Below are 18,524 nucleotides of genomic sequence, written 5' to 3' on the forward strand. Positions count from 1 at the left end.
GCAATGTCACTTCAGGAAATTATCGAACATCTCGCACTTCCGGCAATTGCTTCGCCGCTTTTTATCGTTTCCAATCCGCAATTGGTTATCGCTGAATGCTGCAATGGAATTATCGGTTCCATTCCTTCCCTCAATGCACGTCAAAAGGAAGATTTTCCCCTCATGCTTTCAACAATTGAAGAGGGCATCCAAAAAGCTGTCTCGACGGGAAAATGTGCAAAACCGGCTCCCTATGCGGTCAATTTGATTGTTCATGCGTCCAATGACCGGCTTGACCATGATCTTGGCGTGTGTGTCGAACATAAAGTTCCGGTGGTTATCACCTCCCTTCATGCGCCGGGAAAAGTGGTTGAAGCCGTTCATAATTACGGCGGAGTGGTGCTCCATGATGTCATCAGTATAAGGCACGCAAAAAAAGCATTGAACGAGGGAGTTGACGGTCTTATCGCCGTTTGTGCGGGGGCAGGCGGGCATGGTGGCTCGCTCAGTCCTTTTGCTCTGGTTGGCGAAATACGCCGGTTTTACGACGGTGTGATCGTTCTTTCGGGCGCAATATCACGCGGTGATGATATTCTAGCGGCGCAGGCAATGGGCGCCAATGCGGCTTATATCGGAACCCGTTTTATCGCAACTCCCGAAGCAAATGCGGTTGATGAATATAAAGAAATGATTATCCAATCGGATGCGAGCGGGATTGTTTACACACCCTTTTTCACGGGTGTTAATGGCAATTACCTGAGGGAGAGTATTGTTCGTTCCGGCCTTGATCCGGATGATTTGAAAAATGGTTTGTCAGCAAATTTCGGTTCGACGCGGGTCAAACCGTGGAAAAATATTTGGGGTGCAGGACAGGGCGTCGGTAATATCGACGAAATATTGCCAGCATCCGAAGTTATTGCCAAATTGAAAAGGGAATATCGTGCCGCTTTTCACCGTCTGCAAAATAAGGGGACAATCTATGTCCGGTAAAATATTGGTGGAAATGCCAATCCCTGAGGTCTGTCATATTATTATGAACAGACCCGAAAAACATAATGCACTCGATCGGGAAGCATACCGGTTGTTGACTGATGCGCTCCAGAATGCCGACGAGAATGAAAATATCAGGGTTATTGTGCTTTCGGGCGCGGGTAAATGTTTTACCGCGGGCAATGACCTTCATGATTTTACCGGAGAGAGTTTGCTTGATGGGAAAGGCCAATCTCCGGGGTTGAAATTGCTGCTCACACTTCATGGCATGAACAAACCGGTCATTGCGGCTGTGGAAGGTTATGCGGTCGGGATAGGGGCGACAATGCTTAACCACTGCGACCTTGCCTATTGCGGAACGAGTGCCCGTTTCAGATTCCCGTTTGCAACTTTGGGGCTATCTCCGGAAGGTGGATCGACATTCTATCTCCCGCTTGCGGCAGGCTACAAAAAGGCAGCCGAATTGTTGTTTTTCGGAGATTTCTTCAGTGCGGAGGATGCCTTACAGTTCCATCTTTTGAACGCTATTGTTGAAGACAATAATGCCGTTTCTTATGCACTTCAAAAAGCGGAAAAACTTGCAAAAATGCCGTTTCAATCCATATTGGCAACCAAAAAAATGCTAAAAAAACGGAATAAGGATAAATTAGTGTCAGTCCTTGAAGAGGAAGCAAAAACATTTCACAACTTGCGAATGAGTGCAGAAACTCAAAAAATTATCAAAGGATTTTTCAATAAATAACAGGAATCATAATGGCGCGTAAAAGAACACCTATTCCATCCAATGATATTCCGTTGACCGACAGCAACAAGGTCGACAGGAATACCGAACGCCATTTTGTGACCGCTCTTGGGCGCGGGCTGAAAGTGCTTGCCTGTTTTCGCCACGGGGACATTCTGCTTTCTAACAACGATATTTCCGAACGCTGCAATTTGCCACGTTCCACCGTTTCAAGACTAACCTACACGCTGATGCGTCTGGGCTATCTTTATTATGTTGAAAGCAAGGGGAAATACCGGTTGGGAGCGGCTGTCATCACGCTTGGTACGACAATGCTTTCAAGCCTTACTATAAGGTCCATTGCCAAACCTTACATGCAGGAATTGTCCGATATGAGCAAAGCTTCGGTCGGGCTTGGTATAGCCGATCACCGAAGTGCACTTTACCTTGAATATTGTACACCGGCGGATGGGTCGGTTTTGCCTACGCGTTTGGGAACGCGTATTTCCATTATCAATAGTGCAATGGGGCGTGCTCTACTTGCAGCCAGCAGCGAACGTGACCGCGAAGCGATTTTTTATGACATTCGCCGACGCGACGAAATCGAGTGGCCGGAAATATATGACGGAATCAAAAAAGCAATCCATGAACATGAAACCACGGGTTGCTGCACCTCTTTTCAAGACTGGCAACAGGATGTCAATGCGATAGCGGCAGGTTTTAATCCGGGTGAGGGATTGCCTGTTATGTCTATTAATGTGGCGGGACCTGCTAAAATGGTGGGGAGAGAACTACTGCTCGGAGAGGTGAAAAAGAAATTATTGGGAATCGTTCAGTTGTTGAAAAACAGCCAGACGATAGAAGGAGGAAATTATGACAGGAAAGTTAGACACTAGGAACGAGGTTCAGCACGACAGCAATGCAGCACCGGAAAACAGAAAAGCGATACCTGGTGAACCATTGGCGGGAGTGAAAGTGGTTGATGCTTCACGCGTTCTTGCCGGTCCTTTGTCTGCGCAATGTCTGGGAGATATGGGAGCTGATGTTATCAAGATAGAACATCCCGAACGTGGCGATGATACACGCGATTGGGGGGTGCGCATCGGCGAGCGCGATACAACCTATTTTTATTCAATGAATCGCAATAAACGTTCTATCGGTCTTGATTATACCGATAAAAAAGATCTCGATATTGTATTGAAGCTCGTCAAAAATGCCGACGTGTTCATTCAAAATTTCAAATATGGCGGAGCGGAAAAACTCGGTATCGGTTACGAACAATTGTCGAAGATAAACCCGCGGCTTATTTATTGTTCGATTTCTGGCTATGACCGCCATAGTTCGGAAAAAGAACGTCTGGGATATGACATCGTTTTACAAGGCGAAACGGGGCTCATGGGCATGAACGGCGATCTCGGCCAACCACCTTTAAAATTCGGTGTTGCGGTGGTCGATTTGTTTACCGGATTATATAGCGCACAAGCAATCCTTGCCGCATTATATGAGCGGGAGCGGACAGGGCGCGGCAGCCATGTCGAAATATCGCTTTACAATACAGCCGTCCAGCTCACCGCCTATTATGGGCTGGAAGCCTTGGCCAATGGCAAAGATCCGCTAAAATGGGGTAACAATCACCCCTCGATTATGCCTTATGGTGTTTATGAAGCGGCAGATGGTCCGGTTGTTATAGCTGTCGGTAATTTCAGGCAATTTACGGCTTTCTGCACCAAAGTCATTGACCGGCCGGATATTATGGAAGACCCGCGTTTCAAGACCAATCTGGACAGAATAAAAAACAGGAATATTATTGGCCCGATTTTCAAGGAGGAAGTAAAAAAGTTTCCGCGCGCCGAGTTGATCCGTCGCATGAACGAGGTCGATATTCCCTGTGGCGAAGTGGACGGGCTTTATGCGGCGATGACTTCAAAACGCGCACAAGAAAATCAAATGGTGTGCGAGGTTGACCACCCGATTGCAGGAAAGGCCAAAGTCCTTAACCCGCCTTACCGTTTTCATGGTCAGCGTTCGCCTCTGCAACGTCGCCCGCCAATGCTTGGCGAACACAATATCGAAATTCTTAAAGATGTGCTCGGTTTCGCCGATGAAGAGGTCAATGAATTCATGCACCGGCATCATTTGAATTGAATTTTGAAAAATTGGTTCATGGTTTGACAATCAAAAGCACAGCATCCGATAGGCGGTACTGTGCTTTTTTGTGTTCGTTCACATGGAAATCATAAAATTAAGCGATAGCAGGCAGAAAACCATAAAAATCAATCAACGGGCGACTGAATACTTTGTCGGGTTTGACAAAGTGTTCCTCCCGTTATCGACAATGTTAGCCACCCGCTATCGACAAAGAGTGCCTCCCGCAACCCGCAAAGTGTAAATCATGCAATTTATGGGGGGCTATTAAGGAAATTCGCCTCTAAAAACCGGAGACTAAGGCCGCAGATTGCGGCCGGAGATTGTGGTCGGAGATTGTGACCGGAGATTGTGGCCGGAGATTGTAGAGTGTCGCGGAATGACCGGTTCAAATTCCGAAAATCCGACTTTTTTGCTAATTTATGATTTCAAATACTCACTTTATTTTGTCGCTTTACCATGCATAAGCTTCGGGCGCTTCGCCTTTTGGACCCGGCCAAATTTTGTCGAGCCTGTCCAGTGTTTCCTTTGACAAAGAAATATCAACAGCTCGCAAATTTGCTTCCAATTGGGCTTTTGTTCTGGGCCCGATAATGGGAGCGCTGACAACGGGATTATTGAGGCACCAGGCAAGCGCAACATCTGCCGGTTTTTCATTCAATTCTTTGCATAACGCTTCATAGGCAACGAGTTGATCGTGGTGTTCGGCAACAACATTTTCAAGATCGGCGCGACGGCCACTCTCGAATTTGTCAAGTGCTCCTGCAAGTAACCCGCCGTCAAGCGGACTCCACAAAATCAATCCCAGACCATGATAGCGGCAGGCAGGAATGACTTCGGTTTCAATGGCGCGATTTCTCAGATTATAGATGTCCTGTTCGCTGACAAGGCCGAGCATATGCCGTTCGACAGCTTTGCCTTGGGCTGTTGCAATGTGCCATCCGGCGAAATTCGACGAACCGACATAGGAAATCTTTCCTTGTGTGATGAGAACCTCCATCGCTTCCCAAATTTCATCCCACGGTGTCCCGCGGTCGATATGGTGCATTTGATAAAGGTCGATATGATCGGTTTTAAGCCGTTTGAGGCTTGCTTCACAAGCTCGCCTTATATGGTAGGCGGAAAGATGTCTGTCATTTACACCATAATCCATAGGCTGATAAAGCTTGGTCGCAAGAACAATCCGGTCACGTTTACCGCTGTTTTTGATCCAGTTGCCGATAAATTCTTCCGAAATTCCGCTGCCCTTCGGGATTTCAGGATATTGGCGCGTTCCATAAATATCGGCTGTGTCAAAGAGATTAATTCCATTATCAACGGCAGCATCCATAATATGACATGCTTCTTTTTCATCCGTCAGATAGCCGAAATTCATCGCCCCCAATGCCAAACGGCTGACTTTCAGACCTGTGCGACCAAGATGGGTATATTTCATTTTGTTTTCCTCATGTGAACAAATGCTGCGAAACTTCATCGCGATTTTTAAAGCCGGTCATTTTAGCAAGACGTTCATTTTCCGGAATATTCCTTATCAATTCGGTTTATGCGTGAACGCCGTTTTTCGAACATTTGTTCTTGACTGTTTTCATATTCGGCAAATCATCCCGTTGGCTGCACCCGCTTTGTTTTTCGTCAAAATGTTCCGTTAAATTCAACGTCGCACAATTTGCCAAGCCGGTAGATACAAAACAATGTAACCGCACCTTGCCAACGAAATCTCATCGCTATCGGTAAACAACATAACATAACCGGTTCTGCTGTTTAGACAGGAAAACTCGCATGTTATCATGAATGTCGTTCATATATTTGATGATAAGTCGGGCAACAAAAAACTAGGCGGTAAAGAGGAAATGTCGGGATGTGAATTTCAAAACTCTTTGTTGCAATAGAAACAAAAACATTAAAAATCTTCCGGCCTGTCCATCACCATAAAACAGCACAGTGCGGAAAGACAAGCTGACAGCGACCGGTTTACTGAAGCTTCAAAATTGCATCTTGCTTAAGAGATTTTCTTTGTTGGTACGCTCTTGTTATCGGGGGTGAATTCTACAAAGCTTGATTGCGCGACGCCATTTTCATTGCCCACCCAAAGTTCGGCTTTACCGGAGCCGACGATTTGACCGGCCGTTATAAATTTTTCCGGACAAAAAACCGGTCTTCGGCTGCGGAAGGAAAAGCTTGATATTCCTGCATCCGGATTTGCATTTTTGAAAGCCTGAAGCACGAGAGTGGCAAGTAACTGGCCTTGTACCAGCAAAGCAGGATAGCCTTCTTTACCGGTCACGTAAGGATAATCATAATGGATGCGATGGCCATTGAAAGTCACTGCCGAATAGCGGAACAAAGTGACACTATCGGCTTCATGCGTTTCTGACCATTGTGCGCGAGGACAAAGATCCGATTTTATATTCACGAATTTTGTCGGTTCCCGATAGACAATATCCTGTTCTTCCAAAAGCGCTGTTTCATCATTTTGAATATGTTTATGTTCGACAGTGACAAAGAGCAGCTTTCCGCTTCTACCTTGCTTTTCGTTAATCTGTCGAATAGTCGATATGCGTTTTGCCGGTTTTCCGATGATAAGGGGGCGGAAAAATTTCAGCCTCCCGCCGGCCCACATCCGGTTGAAGTTTTCGGCAGGCGGCAGGAACTCGCCGCGTGAGGGATGCCCGTCTTCACCTAATGAATGAAAGGAAAGCGTTGGTTGAAAATACATCCAATGCCATAAAGGTGGTAGAGGATCTGTTCTTTCAGGAAGCTTTGATCCCAGTGTCGCGGCCATACGTGCCACCAGAACATAGTCGAGACCATCTTCAATCGTTTCCGTTTTTCCGACCCAATCGGTAAAATCTTTCAAATTTTTCTCCTCCCGATGTTTTTTCCGGATTGTTATCTAGTATCTCAAACGACCAATCCGGATATATCGTTACATAATGCCTTGATATTAGCGGTTTTCGAGCGCTTTTTTGACAAAACAATTATCGAAAGTTTGCGACACTATTTCAGCACCGGTTTGATATTCATCGATTGGTTCAGGCATTCATCGTTCCATAATCTTGCTATAACGGGTTGAATTTGCAATTTGCTTCAAGTTTCGTTTGCCACATTGGCTATCACGATAAAAGAAGAAATTATGTAAACGTGTTTTTCAAGTAAAATATAAAATTTTCCCTTCTTTGTGCGAAATAAAATTGCGTGTCGCTCACTTGTTGATAAAGCATCTGCGGTGCATTCAAAGCGGAAAACAAACCGTTGATCGCCGAAATCATGATTGCAATTATAGTTAAGGCTAAATTTACCAAACTTGAGCTATGAATAACAAGGGTTTAAGGGATCAAGCGCTTAAAGCCCAAGATGTTTTAGTCTATCGCGTTTTGAGTAAAAGGCCGTGCAATGAATATGAATCGTTTATCGCTTATTTCCAATGAAGCGGGTGAAAAGCAATTTGCGCGACATCAACCACAAGAAATACAGCGCCAACAGATCACACTTTCGGATATTGCCGCACGGTTGCGGTCGGTTCACGAACAAATGAAAACGAAAGCGCCGGTCAAGTTGGAAAATGTTATGCCTTTTCCGAAAAAAAATAACGATGATGTAAAGGCTTATCTCGACGATATAGCACGCGCTTTGCTGAAAGAATATGAGGCAAGAAAAACCGGACAGTACGAGCTCGTTCGCCATCTTGCCAGAATCGAGCAATTGCTTGAGGCAAATAAACGGGAACTTGAACAGACCGCGGAGAAAGACAAACAGGCATTGATGAACGACATTGCCGGTGAAGTGCACTCGCGGTTAAAACAGGAACTGGCCGGGCAAACAAAAAGTTTGGCAGACGAGAGCCGGAAAACCAATCAGGAAATATCGCGCCAATTGCGCGAAGCCGTTGCTGCGTCACGATTTTCTGTTCAACTAGTTTCACTCCAGCGGCAAATTACAAACCTTCAGGCAACACTTGACGCCCATGACAAGTCACCAACAAATTGTTCGCACGAAGACAAGAGGGAGCATTTAGACGACGAGCTTCTGTCGAATATAAGCCCGCAACCATTGCCCGCAACTGATCGCGGACAAAATCATCATGATATGAAGAAATCTTTCGACAAGCCGGTTATTCGCTTATTGGCTGAAAAAAAAACGCCGGAACAAATTCCGGAGCTGAATAAAACATCTGTAGAGCCTGATAAGTGCGAGCGTGAAGATGAAGTCGGAATAAAAAAATGCGAAATTGGTGATAGCACGCAGAAAAAAGACTTTCAAAAATGCGATGCAGAAACAAGTGCGGAAATGACCGGATGCGGGCGGATAGTCAACACCGGACAGGAAAAAGATAAAGCAACGCGCGCAGGGAATGGAGATAACAAAACAAAAAGGACAATCACACGTGTGAGTGCACTTTTGTTGATGGCGGCATTGGCTTATGGTTTGAACGGCCATTTCGATATGATCGACAATGCGTCGATTATTTCATGGCTACATTGATTGGCTTTAAAAACAGTTTTACGACATGAATTGTCGAATTTTTGATATATTTAATAAGCTGGCAGAAGTGGCAATCGGTGTTCAAGTTATAAGATATATATTTTAACACTTATTGCGGCTTTTCTGGTATCAACCTTGAGAGACAAAACAAACAGCAGAATTTGGCAAAACAAAGGACCGTTTTCCCGTTAGGTGAGAGATGTGAGTATTTATTTACCGATAGCAGAAATGTCGCTCAATATGTTGATCCTCATCGGCATGGGAGGGGTTGTCGGTTTTCTTTCGGGAATGTTCGGTGTCGGCGGCGGGTTTCTGATTACGCCACTTCTTATTTTTTATAATGTGCCACCGGCAATAGCTGTAGGTACGGGGGCAAATCAGGTGATTGCTTCATCTGTTACCGGTGCGCTTACACATTTCAAGCGCGGGACACTCGACATTAAACTCGGCATTTTTCTTGTAGTCGGTGGCATATTGGGATCCTGCCTCGGTGTCGAATTATTTACTTTTCTGCGTAAACTTGGTCAGCTCGATCTTATCATTTCATTGCTTTACGTGGTTCTTTTGGGCGGCGTTGGCAGCCTTATGGCCATTGAAAGCTGGCGGGCAATCGTCAATGCAAGGAAGGGAAAGGTGGTTGTTGTTCACCGCCCCGGCCACCATAGTTTGGCACAGCGTTTGCCTTTGAAAATGCGGTTTCGCGCATCGAAAATCTATGTCAGCATTATTCCGGTTCTCGGCATCGGACTTGTTATCGGCCTACTTTCTTCGGTCATGGGGGTTGGCGGCGGCTTTATTATGGTTCCCGCGCTCATTTACATGTTGCGCGTTCCGACCAATGTCGTTGTCGGCACATCGCTTTTCCAGATTACTTTTGTGACAGCGTTCACAACAATTCTACAAAGTATAACCAACCAATCGGTTGATATTGTGCTGGCATTTCTATTGATGGTTGGCGGCGTTATCGGCGCAACTTATGGAACAAGGATAGGTAGAAAGCTCAAAGCTGAACAATTGCGTATGCTGCTTGCCATTCTGGTCTTACTGGTTTGCGCCCGTCTTGCATTCGAGCTTTTTGTTCGTCCCGATGATCTCTTTTCGCTAAGCTTTATCGGCGGGTAAAATGAAAACAGTTTTAGCCGCAATAATGGTTTATCTGGCAGTGTTTCTGACATGTGAAACCGCCTATGGGGATACAGCTACAACATCTGCCGCACCGAAAGAAAATATACAGATCATTGTGACAACCAATGAAATTACACTGGATACCAATTTTGCCGGTCGCAACGTCTATATTGCAGGTGTTCTCGAAAACGCCGATCCCCAATTAAGGCGTCAGGGGCGTTATGATATTATCGTTGTTATGGAAGGTCCGATACGGCCGATGGTGATGCGCGAGAAAAAGCGTAAACTGGGTGTATGGGTGAATACGGATGCACTGACATTTGTAGCGGTTCCACAATCCTATGAAATGGCAACCACACGTGAAATCAGGGATATTACCAGCCCGATCAATTATAAAAGACTGGGGTTGGGGCTTGAATATCTGCCGCTGCGCGCAGAAACCGATGACGCGGATAAACTCAAATTATTCCGCGAGGAACTTATCAAAATCAAACGCGATCAACATCTCTACAGTGAAAATATCGGGGCCGTTACGTTCGGCTCGGCTTCGCTTTTTTCAGCGAATTTCAAATTGCCAGCCAATATCCCTGTCGGTCATCATACAATTCACGCTTATCTTTTCCGTGATGGCGAATTCGTAGAAACAGTGTCAACAGAGCTTGAAATTGTCAAAGCCCACACAGCCTATGCAATTTACCGTTTTGCTCAGGATAACAGCATTTATTACGGTTTTGTCGCCGTCTTTGTAGCAATGTTTACCGGCATTCTCGGTCGGTTGATTTTCCGCAAAGATTGATTGTTCGGTCAAGATGGTGTCGCTATTTTTTGATGGAACAGTGTGCCCCTGCCGTTTTATTTATGACTGTAACGATTATTTCATAGCGAAAAACGATCGTTTAGCTTCTATCAATGAGAATACACAAGAAGGAATTATTGCGAAAAGAAAGATCGTTTTTGAATGGGATAAATGGTGTTCTTGCCTAAGAGACAGGCGATCAACGCCGATTTATCAAAAATATTGTAAAAAGCCTTGTGTGACAGATCAAGCCCGCCGGCATAGGCACCGAATGCCGGTAAAATCATCCGGTTCCCGTCGCTTGCAAAACAAAATCGTCTAACCGACATTCCTCGGCGGGAAATGCGAAGAGCGGGGTGAAGGTGACCGGCAATTTCCCCTTTCTGTGTTCCGGCAAGCGGTTCATGACGGAACAATAACGAGCCTATCCGGATTTCATGTGTCCATTGACCGGTAAATTCCGTTTTTTCATCGTCGTGATTTCCGGCAATCCAGATCATCTCATGATGAGTAATGATGTCTTCAAGCAATTGCCGGTTTTTTTCAGAAAGTTGCAGAGACGCCTGATTATCATGGAAGCTGTCGCCCAAGGCAATAATTGTTTGTGGTTGATATTTTTCGACCACGGTTTTCAAACGTTTAAGGGTGCGTTCGCTGTCATAGGGTGGCAATAATTGGCCATGACGGGCAAAACATGATGATTTTTCAAGGTGAAGATCGGCAACGACCAACAGTTTTTCGGCGTGCCAATAGGCTGCACCACTACAATCACAAGTAATTCGGGCATCATTGACTTTGACTGTAAAACGATCAAGTCCGGTTGTCATATTCACCAACAAGCCTGTTTCAGTTTTCAAGAACAGTATGGATGAGTTCTTCTGCTGCTTCCATTAAAATATTGTCTTCCGCGCTTCCCGGAATCATTTCTTTTCCTATTTCAAGCATAACCGGTAGCGCAAGTGGCGACATCCTGTCGATTGGACGATGGATAATGTGATTTTTTATCCGTTTCAACATATCGCCAAGCCTTTTGATGTCTAAAAGTCCACGCGCCGCTTCCTGACGTGTCGCCTGAAGCAGGATATGATTTGGTTCATGCGTTCTTAAAACGTCAAAAATAAGGTCGGTAGAGACAGTCACTTGCCGTCCCGTCTTTTCCTGCCCCGGATGGCGCCGGTTAATCAAACCGGCAATCATTGCGCAATTACGGAAAGACCGTTTGAGCAGATAGCTTTCATCGAGCCATGCTTCCAGATCATCGCCCAACATGTCTTCGGAAAAGAGTTCTTTTAACGAAAGGTTTCCGGCTTTTATCGCCTCGCCAATGTCGTCAAGTGTCCAAAGGCCGATCGAATAATCGGTAGCGACAAACCCTACAGGCTTCAAACCGGCCCGTTCGAGCCTGCGTGTCAACAACATTCCGAGTGTCTGATGGGCAAGCCGCCCCTCGAATGGATAGGCAACCAGAAAAGACCGGTTTTTCTCATTGAATGTTTCAATCAATAATTGATTGGTATCGGGCAGAATGGACGAGATTTTTTGTTGGTTTAGCCACTTTTGAACCTGTTCAGGCAAAACATGCCATTCTTTCGGGTTTGCCAGCATTTTTCGCAATCTGTCCGCAAGATAAGTCGAAAGTGGAAAACGCCCCCCCATATAGCTTGGAACACGTGCTTCCGGTTTTTTCGACAAGCTTACATAACATTCATTTTCGCGAATAGCTTCAAAACAAAGAACGTGACCGGCAAAAATGAATGTATCGCCTTTCGTCAGACTTTCGAGAAAACTTTCCTCGATGCGTCCCAGCATTCTGCCACCGCGCATTGCAGTACTATTGCCCGCTTTGACAAGCCTGACATTGAGTTCGGCAGCTTCGACAATGGTTCCCATATTGAGCCGGTATTGCCGGGCAATTCCGGGATTGGAAACGCGCCAGCGGCCGTCTTTTGTAAGTCTTATTTTTGCATATTGCTCGTAAGCTTTAAGAGCATATCCACCTGTTGCAACGAAATTCAATGTTTCATCAAATGTTTTTCTTTTGAGCGATGAATAGGGTTCTGCGGTTTTGACTTCCTGATAAAGCTCGTCGGCATTGAAAGGTCCGGCGCAAGCCATGCCGAGAATATGTTGGGCAAGAACGTCGATTGCCCCTTCACTTAAATGCGGGCTATCCTGTGCGCCGATATAATTTGCGTCAAGTGCAGCCTGACATTCGAGAACTTCAAAACAGTTTGCCGGAACAAGCACCGCTTTACTCGGCTCGTCCATGCGGTGGTTGGCACGGCCAATACGCTGGGCAAGTCTGCTTGCGCCTTTTGGTGCGCCGACATGGATGACCAGATCAATGTCACCCCAATCTATGCCGAGATCAAGCGTCGAGGTGGCAACAACGGCGCGAAGCTTGTTCAAAGCCATTGCTTCTTCCACCTTGCGGCGTTGCCCGACATCGAGCGAACCATGATGAAGTGCAATAGGCAAACTGTCTTCATTCATGCGCCACAATTCCTGAAACAACATTTCGGCTTGCGAACGTGTGTTAACGAAAATCAATGTCGTATGCGCCGCTTTGATGAGGTCGAGGATGTCTTTGACCGCATAACGGGCAGAATGTCCCGCCCAGGGAATATGTTCTTCAGTTTGTAAAATGCTGATTTCAGGTTTTGCGCCGCCTTCAACGGTAACAAGACCGGCCATTGCCGATTTTTGTTTCTGGCTCACCAGCCAACGCCGTAAAGAATCAGGATCGGAAACGGTGGCCGAAAGGCCGATTGTTTTCAAATCCGGTCGCAATGTTCTTAAACGGGCAAGTGCAAGAGAAAGCAATTGTCCACGCTTCGACGTGACAAGCGAATGAAGTTCGTCAAAAATGACAGTATCAAGAGAGCCGAAAAATTTTTCGGCCTCGTGCGACGATAAAAGCAGCGACACTTGCTCAGGTGTTGTCAACAATATATCAGGTGGAATATATTTCTGTCTTTGTCTTTTATGTTGGGGCGTATCACCGGTACGGGTTTCGATCGCAATATCAAGCCCCATTTCCTGAACGGGTATTTTTAAATTGCGTTCAATATCCTGAGCCAAAGCTTTGAGGGGTGAAATATATAGTGTATGAAGATGACGGGTATGAAGATGATAGTGTTCAACATTTGAAAGATCAACCATGGAAGGTAAAAAACCGGCAAGAGTTTTACCAGCACCTGTCGGAGCAATAAGCAAAGTTGATTGTCCACTTTTCGAGCGTTTTAAAAGTTCGGCCTGATGGGGGCGCAGATTCCATCCTTTTTTCTGAAACCAGTTGTTAAAACGGTCAGGTAAAAGAGAATTTTCATCTTGCAGAAGTGAATTGCATTGATCGTGATACATAAAATCTATTTAATATGCGCGATTAAATTCGCCAAGTTACCGGTTAAGAATCATTATGAAGCTATATGTGATCAATCTTGATCGTTCACCAGACCGATTGGACCGCCTTGATAAAATTTTTAGGAAGTTGAATCTTGATTTTTCACGTATTCCGGCAATAGACGGGCTTCATCTTGATGAAAAATTCGTTGCCAATGTCAGGCAACACCAGCTATGGCCGGATCCGTTTACACGTGGGGAAATTGCCTGCTTTTTAAGCCATAAATTGGCAATCGAAAAAGTGGCAGCAGGAGAAGACGATTTTGCAGCCATTTTTGAAGATGATGTTATTTTGTCGGAAGACGCCGCCGAGTTTTTGAAGAATGACGATTGGATTCCCGAAACTGCAGATGTTGTCAAGATTGAAACCCATGGTAAAAAAGTCTGGCTGGGAAAGTCGATAGCCGTGAAAAACGGTTATAGCGTTGCGCCATTGAAAAGTCGGCATATCATGGCTGCGGGCTATATAATTTCAAAACCGGCAGCAAAGCGACTTGACGCGATGATGGTACAAATAACATTTCCGTTCGACCATTTTCTTTTCAACCCGAAATGTCACGTATTTGAAAAATTTGAAATGTGGCAACTTGATCCGGCAATTGTGCGGCAAGCCGGTTTGGAAAGCACTCTTTCTGTTGATCGTACACAAATTGCCATAGTCAACAAACAAAGCCGACGCGCATCAAAAACTTTCAGGCGCGAGCTAAAACGGTTTTTTTCGCGCGCAAAAACCGGCCTTTGGGGCATGTCTATCAACCTTTTTACGCGAGAAAAATGGAAACGGGTCAAATTCAAACCTTGAGTTTTTCGCCCATCAGACCGGATTGAACGGTAAAATCGCTATTTTTGAATTGTTGCGAAGTTAAATTTCGCATTAGCCTGAGGGGAAAACGCAAAGGCTCATGCATTCACGGGCTCATGCATTCACGCAATCGGAAAAGCATGAAAAGCAATGATGCATTATTCCGATCGGGCTATATCGACTGTTGATTTTTCTGTCTCGACGCCGATTTCAACGTTTGAATTCCATTGCCCAATAAATATAATTGGGGCGCTTCGGTGATGTGGCCTTTGCCAGACCATAATAATGAAAAGACGGGTAAAGCATATTGCTTCTGTGGCCGGGGGAATTCATCCACACATTATAGGCAGCCGAAACCGTTGAACGTCCGGCACACAGATTTTCTCCTGCTGCCCCATGAATGCCGAATTTGCGCAAACGTGTGACAAAATCATTACCCGAACTGATTGTGTGGGCAACCTTTTGAGCATCAGCCATAAGATTGGCCTGATCCTGAGCCATTTTTTCCAATTGGCTATCAGGTGCGAGAGGGCCACGATCGTTTTGGGCTCGCAAAGCGTTGATGAGACTTGTCGGATCTTCACCGTCGGCAAAAGCCGGAATTCCTCCTGCTGTGCCAATCATGAAAGCACCGGAAAGAACAAAAAAATTTCTACGTGTCAGCACAATATCACCTGATTATTAAATAGGCTCATCAACAACGGGGGTTTTAAAGTCCGATGCCGTGAAAAACAATAGGTCGCAAACGCCCTGCCATTCCAATGCACCGAAAATTATGAGCCGGCTGAATTTATTAACAGATGTTTATGAATATTCTTTGGCAACGTCAAAATTTTTTAAGGCTTTTGTTTTTCAAGTGTATTTATTATCGACCACCATTCGAGAAAAACAGCGTTTCACCGTGTTTGCCACGACATTTCGCCCAACAATAGCGTGCTTGCATTTTTCAATGGAAAAGGGAAAGCAAAACCTATTTGATCCAACTTAAAATACGCATGATAATAAATATCGGAACAACAATTGCAGCGCCGACGATCAGAACATTGAAGAGCTTTTCAAATGCTTCAAAACCCATTGACCATAACGAGGTGAAGAAATGGCTGATTTTCCAGACAACATCCATTGGTGTCCAGCCGAGAAGCGTCATCACAATGCCGACCAGAATTGAAAAGACGAGCAGTTTGATAACGACGCGTCCAGGTGTATCTCCAAGAAATGAATTGAGCGGCTTTGACATTGACTATCCCTCAAAGGTGCAAAATAAAACCTTAAATAGGTCTCGACGGTTTAAAGTTCAATCTCCATCATTTTCAGTCTCAAGACAATAACAGCCAGTGTCGAATTAGCAAATTTTCCAAATCTGGCTTTCGTCAATATCTCTTTCTTCATTGAATGAGACGAACGCCTTAAATAGTCTTTCAAGGCCATCGCATAACTTGAAGGAAAGTTTGGAGTTTGGCGTATATTTTAATCGGCAAAACTGCTTTCTTGACTGAAAAAAGCAGGATGAAGCGCAAAGCAGAAGAATGGGCTTTAACAAGAAGGCCAGTCGCGAATACGAACATAGAAGCAATGATACTTTCCGTACTCATTGCTGCTTTGTCTGACAAACACAATGCGGCCTCTTTACAGAAGTTTTTTAACGCTTGTTGTTTTTTGTCGACTTTTCTTTTTCCACCTGCTTTTCAAGCTTTCCGCCTTTCAAAGGTGGTGTCACTTCCTTTGCAACGTCACTTGCCCGTTCATGATCTACAGGTAATTTTCCCATTTTTTACTCCCGAAGCTGATTTGAATGAAACGAAAAAGAAGAATAATTGTTCCCGTTCATTGTATCGTGGCGGTTTTTTAACAGCTTGAAGTCGGCGGCATTTATGTCTAGTGGATTAACCGCAACAATTGATATAATGTGGGCATATGAGTGATTTTTTCTCTGAAAACAGTGCTGCAACCAATGCGGTAGAATATACGGTTTCCGAAATATCGGGCGCGTTGAAGCGTACGGTAGAGGATCAATTCGGCCATGTTCGGGTTCGCGGCGAAATTTCAGGATATAGAGGGCCGCACGCATCCGGTCACGCTTATTTTGCTTTGAAAGATGATAAAGCGCGCCTTGAAGCTGTTATCTGGCGTGGCGTAATGGGCAAACTCAAATTCCTTCCCGAAGAAGGAATGGAAGTGATTGCTACCGGTAAACTCACAACCTATCCCGGATCGTCCAAATATCAGATTGTCATTGATAGCCTTGAACCGGCGGGTGTCGGCGCATTGATGGCACTTCTGGAAGCAAGAAAAAAGAAACTTGCCGCCGAAGGACTATTCGACGAAGCCAATAAACAATTATTGCCCTTTATGCCCAAGGTAATAGGTGTAGTCACTTCGCCGACAGGTGCTGTTATCCGCGATATTATCCATCGCATTTCCGACCGCTTTCCCCTTCATATTGTTGTTTGGCCGGTGCGAGTTCAGGGAGAGACGTGCGGGGCCGAGGTTGCAGCCGCAGTTTCAGGCTTTAATGCTTTGGAAGAAGGCGGACCAATCCCGAAGCCCGATCTTATCATTGTTGCGCGCGGGGGTGGCAGCCTTGAAGATTTATGGGGATTTAATGATGAAATCGTTGTAAGGGCTGTTGCCTCTTCACTCATTCCGGTAATTTCCGCTGTCGGCCACGAGACTGATTGGACATTGGTGGATTATGCGGCGGATGTGCGTGCACCAACGCCGACCGGTGCTGCGGAAATGGCAGTTCCCGTCAAAGCGGAATTGGAGGCAAGCGTTGCTTCTCTTTATGCGAGATTATTGGGGGGAATTTCCCGCCAATTCGATTTCCGCAAGCAAAAACTTTATAGCGCAGTGCGTGCACTTCCTTCTGTCGACCAGTTGCTCGCACTGCCGCGCCGCCGTTTTGACGAGGCTGCAAGCAGGCTGGAACGGTCTCTGACAGTAAATTCCGAAAAGAAAAGACAGGATTTCAACCTGTTGGCGCGCGGGCTTTCACCGCATCTGGTTACCAGTCTTATCAATCAGAATCGCCAAAAGATAAGCCATATCGCCTTGCGACTTGAACAGGCATTTATTGCATTAACAATAGGAAAAAGACAAAAGCTCCTATCGGTGACGAGGAGTTTCAACCCGCGACTTGCCGAAAGCATCATGGATAAGGCCAAAGAAGCCGGTTTGTTTTATTTCATGCGTCTTCAAAATGCTTTTGTGCTCATTGTTGAAAAACAACGTCAGAAAGTTGATATGGCGGCGCGGTTGTTAAACTCGGTTTCATATGAAAAGACACTTGAACGCGGTTTTGCGCTGGTTCTCGATACAGAAGGAAAGCTTGTCAAAAACGCGCGAGAAGTTCCTGAAAACGGGTTTTTGAAGATCAGATTTTCTGACGATACGATTGACGCAACAACGGTTCACAAAGCCCATCAACCGGCAAAAAAACAAAAACGCCATCCGGTTGACGATGACAATCAGGGGGATCTCTTTTGAAAGCTCTGGCAGAAGGGCTAATGCTTGGTGCTGACGGGAAAATCCGTTGCGCATGGGCGGGCAAGGACGCGCTTTATTTAGCCTATCACGATCATGAATGGGGCAAGCCTGTTTACGATGACAATCATTTATTCGAGAAAATTTGTCTGGAAGGATTTCAGGCCGGCTTGTCGTGGCTGACAATATTGAGAAAACGGGAAAATTTTCGCAATTCATTCGATGGGTTCGATTTTAACAAAATCGCTTTTTATGACGAAGAGAAAATAGATGAACTAGCGAAAAATCCGGGTATTATCCGCCATATCGGAAAAATCCGGTCGGTAGTGAACAATGCCAAATGCGCTCGTCAACTCGTTGAAGAAAAGGGAAATCTCGCCGATTATTTCTGGTCTTTTCAGCCGCCCGAATCCGAACGGTTCAAACATGTCGATTATGCAACGCTTAAATTAAATCCGATAACGCCGGCTTCAATCCGCCTTTCAAAAGATTTGAAAAAACGCGGGTGGAGCTTTGTTGGCCCCACAACCTGTTATGCTTTCATGCAATCAATCGGCATTGTCAACGACCATATCGAAGGTTGTTTTTGTCGCTGAAAG

Annotated in this window: 17 protein-coding genes; 10 read left to right on the top strand and 7 right to left on the bottom strand. The window is 45.4% G+C overall.

The window, feature by feature from the left end:
• The first annotated feature begins 3 nt into the window (after positions 1-3).
• From BBC0122_RS02365 to BBC0122_RS02380, 4 genes are read left to right on the top strand one after another with little or no spacing between them, the layout of a single operon-like run.
• Entirely contained in the window at positions 4-969 is a 966-nt protein-coding gene (locus BBC0122_RS02365; RefSeq protein ID WP_077990927.1) for an NAD(P)H-dependent flavin oxidoreductase, read from the top strand.
• Positions 959-1,711, top strand: a complete 753-nt coding sequence (locus BBC0122_RS02370) for an enoyl-CoA hydratase/isomerase family protein (protein ID WP_077990928.1) — start codon at positions 959-961, stop codon at positions 1,709-1,711. The genes BBC0122_RS02365 and BBC0122_RS02370 overlap by 11 nt, the downstream gene beginning before the upstream one ends.
• 11 nt (positions 1,712-1,722) lie before the next feature.
• Positions 1,723-2,586, top strand: coding sequence for an IclR family transcriptional regulator (locus BBC0122_RS02375; RefSeq protein ID WP_077990930.1), 864 nt, complete (start codon positions 1,723-1,725; stop codon positions 2,584-2,586).
• Positions 2,564-3,835 (top strand): CaiB/BaiF CoA transferase family protein, encoded by a 1,272-nt coding sequence (locus BBC0122_RS02380; RefSeq protein ID WP_077990932.1) that lies wholly within the window; start codon positions 2,564-2,566, stop codon positions 3,833-3,835. Before BBC0122_RS02375 ends, BBC0122_RS02380 begins: the two co-directional genes overlap by 23 nt.
• Positions 3,836-4,289: 454 nt before the next feature.
• Here the strand turns inward: BBC0122_RS02380 and BBC0122_RS02385 are convergent, their stop codons facing one another.
• On the bottom strand, positions 4,290-5,270 hold the full coding sequence (locus BBC0122_RS02385) for an aldo/keto reductase (RefSeq protein ID WP_077990934.1): 981 nt from the start codon (positions 5,268-5,270) through the stop codon (positions 4,290-4,292).
• Positions 5,271-5,834: 564 nt separating this feature from the next.
• Complete coding sequence (locus BBC0122_RS02395) at positions 5,835-6,692, bottom strand: HTD2 family dehydratase (protein ID WP_077990940.1); 858 nt, start codon at positions 6,690-6,692, stop codon at positions 5,835-5,837.
• Positions 6,693-7,228: 536 nt separating this feature from the next.
• Here BBC0122_RS02395 and BBC0122_RS02400 point away from each other — a divergent pair.
• The 3 genes from BBC0122_RS02400 (at position 7,229) to BBC0122_RS02410 (ending at position 10,238) form a co-directional block, all read left to right on the top strand.
• Positions 7,229-8,317 carry a GumC domain-containing protein gene (locus tag BBC0122_RS02400; protein WP_077990942.1) on the top strand — a complete coding sequence of 363 codons (1,089 nt, stop codon included), beginning with the start codon at positions 7,229-7,231 and terminating at the stop codon, positions 8,315-8,317.
• A gap of 201 nt (positions 8,318-8,518) precedes the next feature.
• Positions 8,519-9,439 (top strand): sulfite exporter TauE/SafE family protein, encoded by a 921-nt coding sequence (locus tag BBC0122_RS02405; protein ID WP_077990943.1) that lies wholly within the window; start codon positions 8,519-8,521, stop codon positions 9,437-9,439.
• Position 9,440: 1 nt separating this feature from the next.
• Entirely contained in the window at positions 9,441-10,238 is a 798-nt protein-coding gene (locus BBC0122_RS02410; protein WP_188318068.1) for a TIGR02186 family protein, read from the top strand.
• 134 nt (positions 10,239-10,372) lie between these two features.
• Here the strand turns inward: BBC0122_RS02410 and pdeM are convergent, their stop codons facing one another.
• The gene (pdeM, locus tag BBC0122_RS02415; protein WP_077994432.1) at positions 10,373-11,065 is read right to left on the bottom strand and encodes a ligase-associated DNA damage response endonuclease PdeM; all 693 of its coding nucleotides are present in this window, start codon (positions 11,063-11,065) and stop codon (positions 10,373-10,375) included.
• Positions 11,066-11,084: 19 nt separating this feature from the next.
• Entirely contained in the window at positions 11,085-13,601 is a 2,517-nt protein-coding gene (locus BBC0122_RS02420; RefSeq protein ID WP_077990945.1) for a ligase-associated DNA damage response DEXH box helicase, read from the bottom strand.
• A 55-nt stretch (positions 13,602-13,656) separates the two neighbouring features.
• Between BBC0122_RS02420 and BBC0122_RS02425 the strand changes: the two genes are divergently transcribed.
• Positions 13,657-14,442 carry a glycosyltransferase family 25 protein gene (locus tag BBC0122_RS02425; protein WP_077990947.1) on the top strand — a complete coding sequence of 262 codons (786 nt, stop codon included), beginning with the start codon at positions 13,657-13,659 and terminating at the stop codon, positions 14,440-14,442.
• Between the two features lie 210 nt (positions 14,443-14,652).
• Here the strand turns inward: BBC0122_RS02425 and BBC0122_RS02430 are convergent, their stop codons facing one another.
• The 3 genes from BBC0122_RS02430 to BBC0122_RS13285 all read right to left on the bottom strand — a co-directional run bounded on the left by BBC0122_RS02430 (position 14,653) and on the right by BBC0122_RS13285 (position 16,210).
• A complete protein-coding gene (locus BBC0122_RS02430) occupies positions 14,653-15,108 on the bottom strand; it encodes a CAP domain-containing protein (protein ID WP_077990949.1) in 456 nt (151 codons plus the stop codon).
• 304 nt (positions 15,109-15,412) lie between these two features.
• Positions 15,413-15,679 (bottom strand): DUF6460 domain-containing protein, encoded by a 267-nt coding sequence (locus tag BBC0122_RS02435; RefSeq protein ID WP_077990951.1) that lies wholly within the window; start codon positions 15,677-15,679, stop codon positions 15,413-15,415.
• A 402-nt stretch (positions 15,680-16,081) separates the two neighbouring features.
• On the bottom strand, positions 16,082-16,210 hold the full coding sequence (locus BBC0122_RS13285) for a hypothetical protein (RefSeq protein ID WP_257788082.1): 129 nt from the start codon (positions 16,208-16,210) through the stop codon (positions 16,082-16,084).
• Positions 16,211-16,356: 146 nt separating this feature from the next.
• Between BBC0122_RS13285 and xseA the strand changes: the two genes are divergently transcribed.
• Both xseA and BBC0122_RS02445 read left to right on the top strand, forming a co-directional pair.
• Positions 16,357-17,928 carry an exodeoxyribonuclease VII large subunit gene (xseA, locus tag BBC0122_RS02440; RefSeq protein WP_077990952.1) on the top strand — a complete coding sequence of 524 codons (1,572 nt, stop codon included), beginning with the start codon at positions 16,357-16,359 and terminating at the stop codon, positions 17,926-17,928.
• 20 nt (positions 17,929-17,948) lie between these two features.
• Positions 17,949-18,521: a DNA-3-methyladenine glycosylase I gene (locus BBC0122_RS02445; RefSeq protein WP_077994433.1), complete on the top strand. Its 573-nt coding sequence runs from the start codon at positions 17,949-17,951 to the stop codon at positions 18,519-18,521.
• The last annotated feature ends 3 nt before the right edge of the window (positions 18,522-18,524 follow it).

Origin of the sequence: Ditibartonella choladocola (genome assembly GCF_002007565.1) — a bacterium.
Taxonomy (GTDB): domain Bacteria; phylum Pseudomonadota; class Alphaproteobacteria; order Rhizobiales; family Rhizobiaceae; genus Bartonella; species Bartonella choladocola.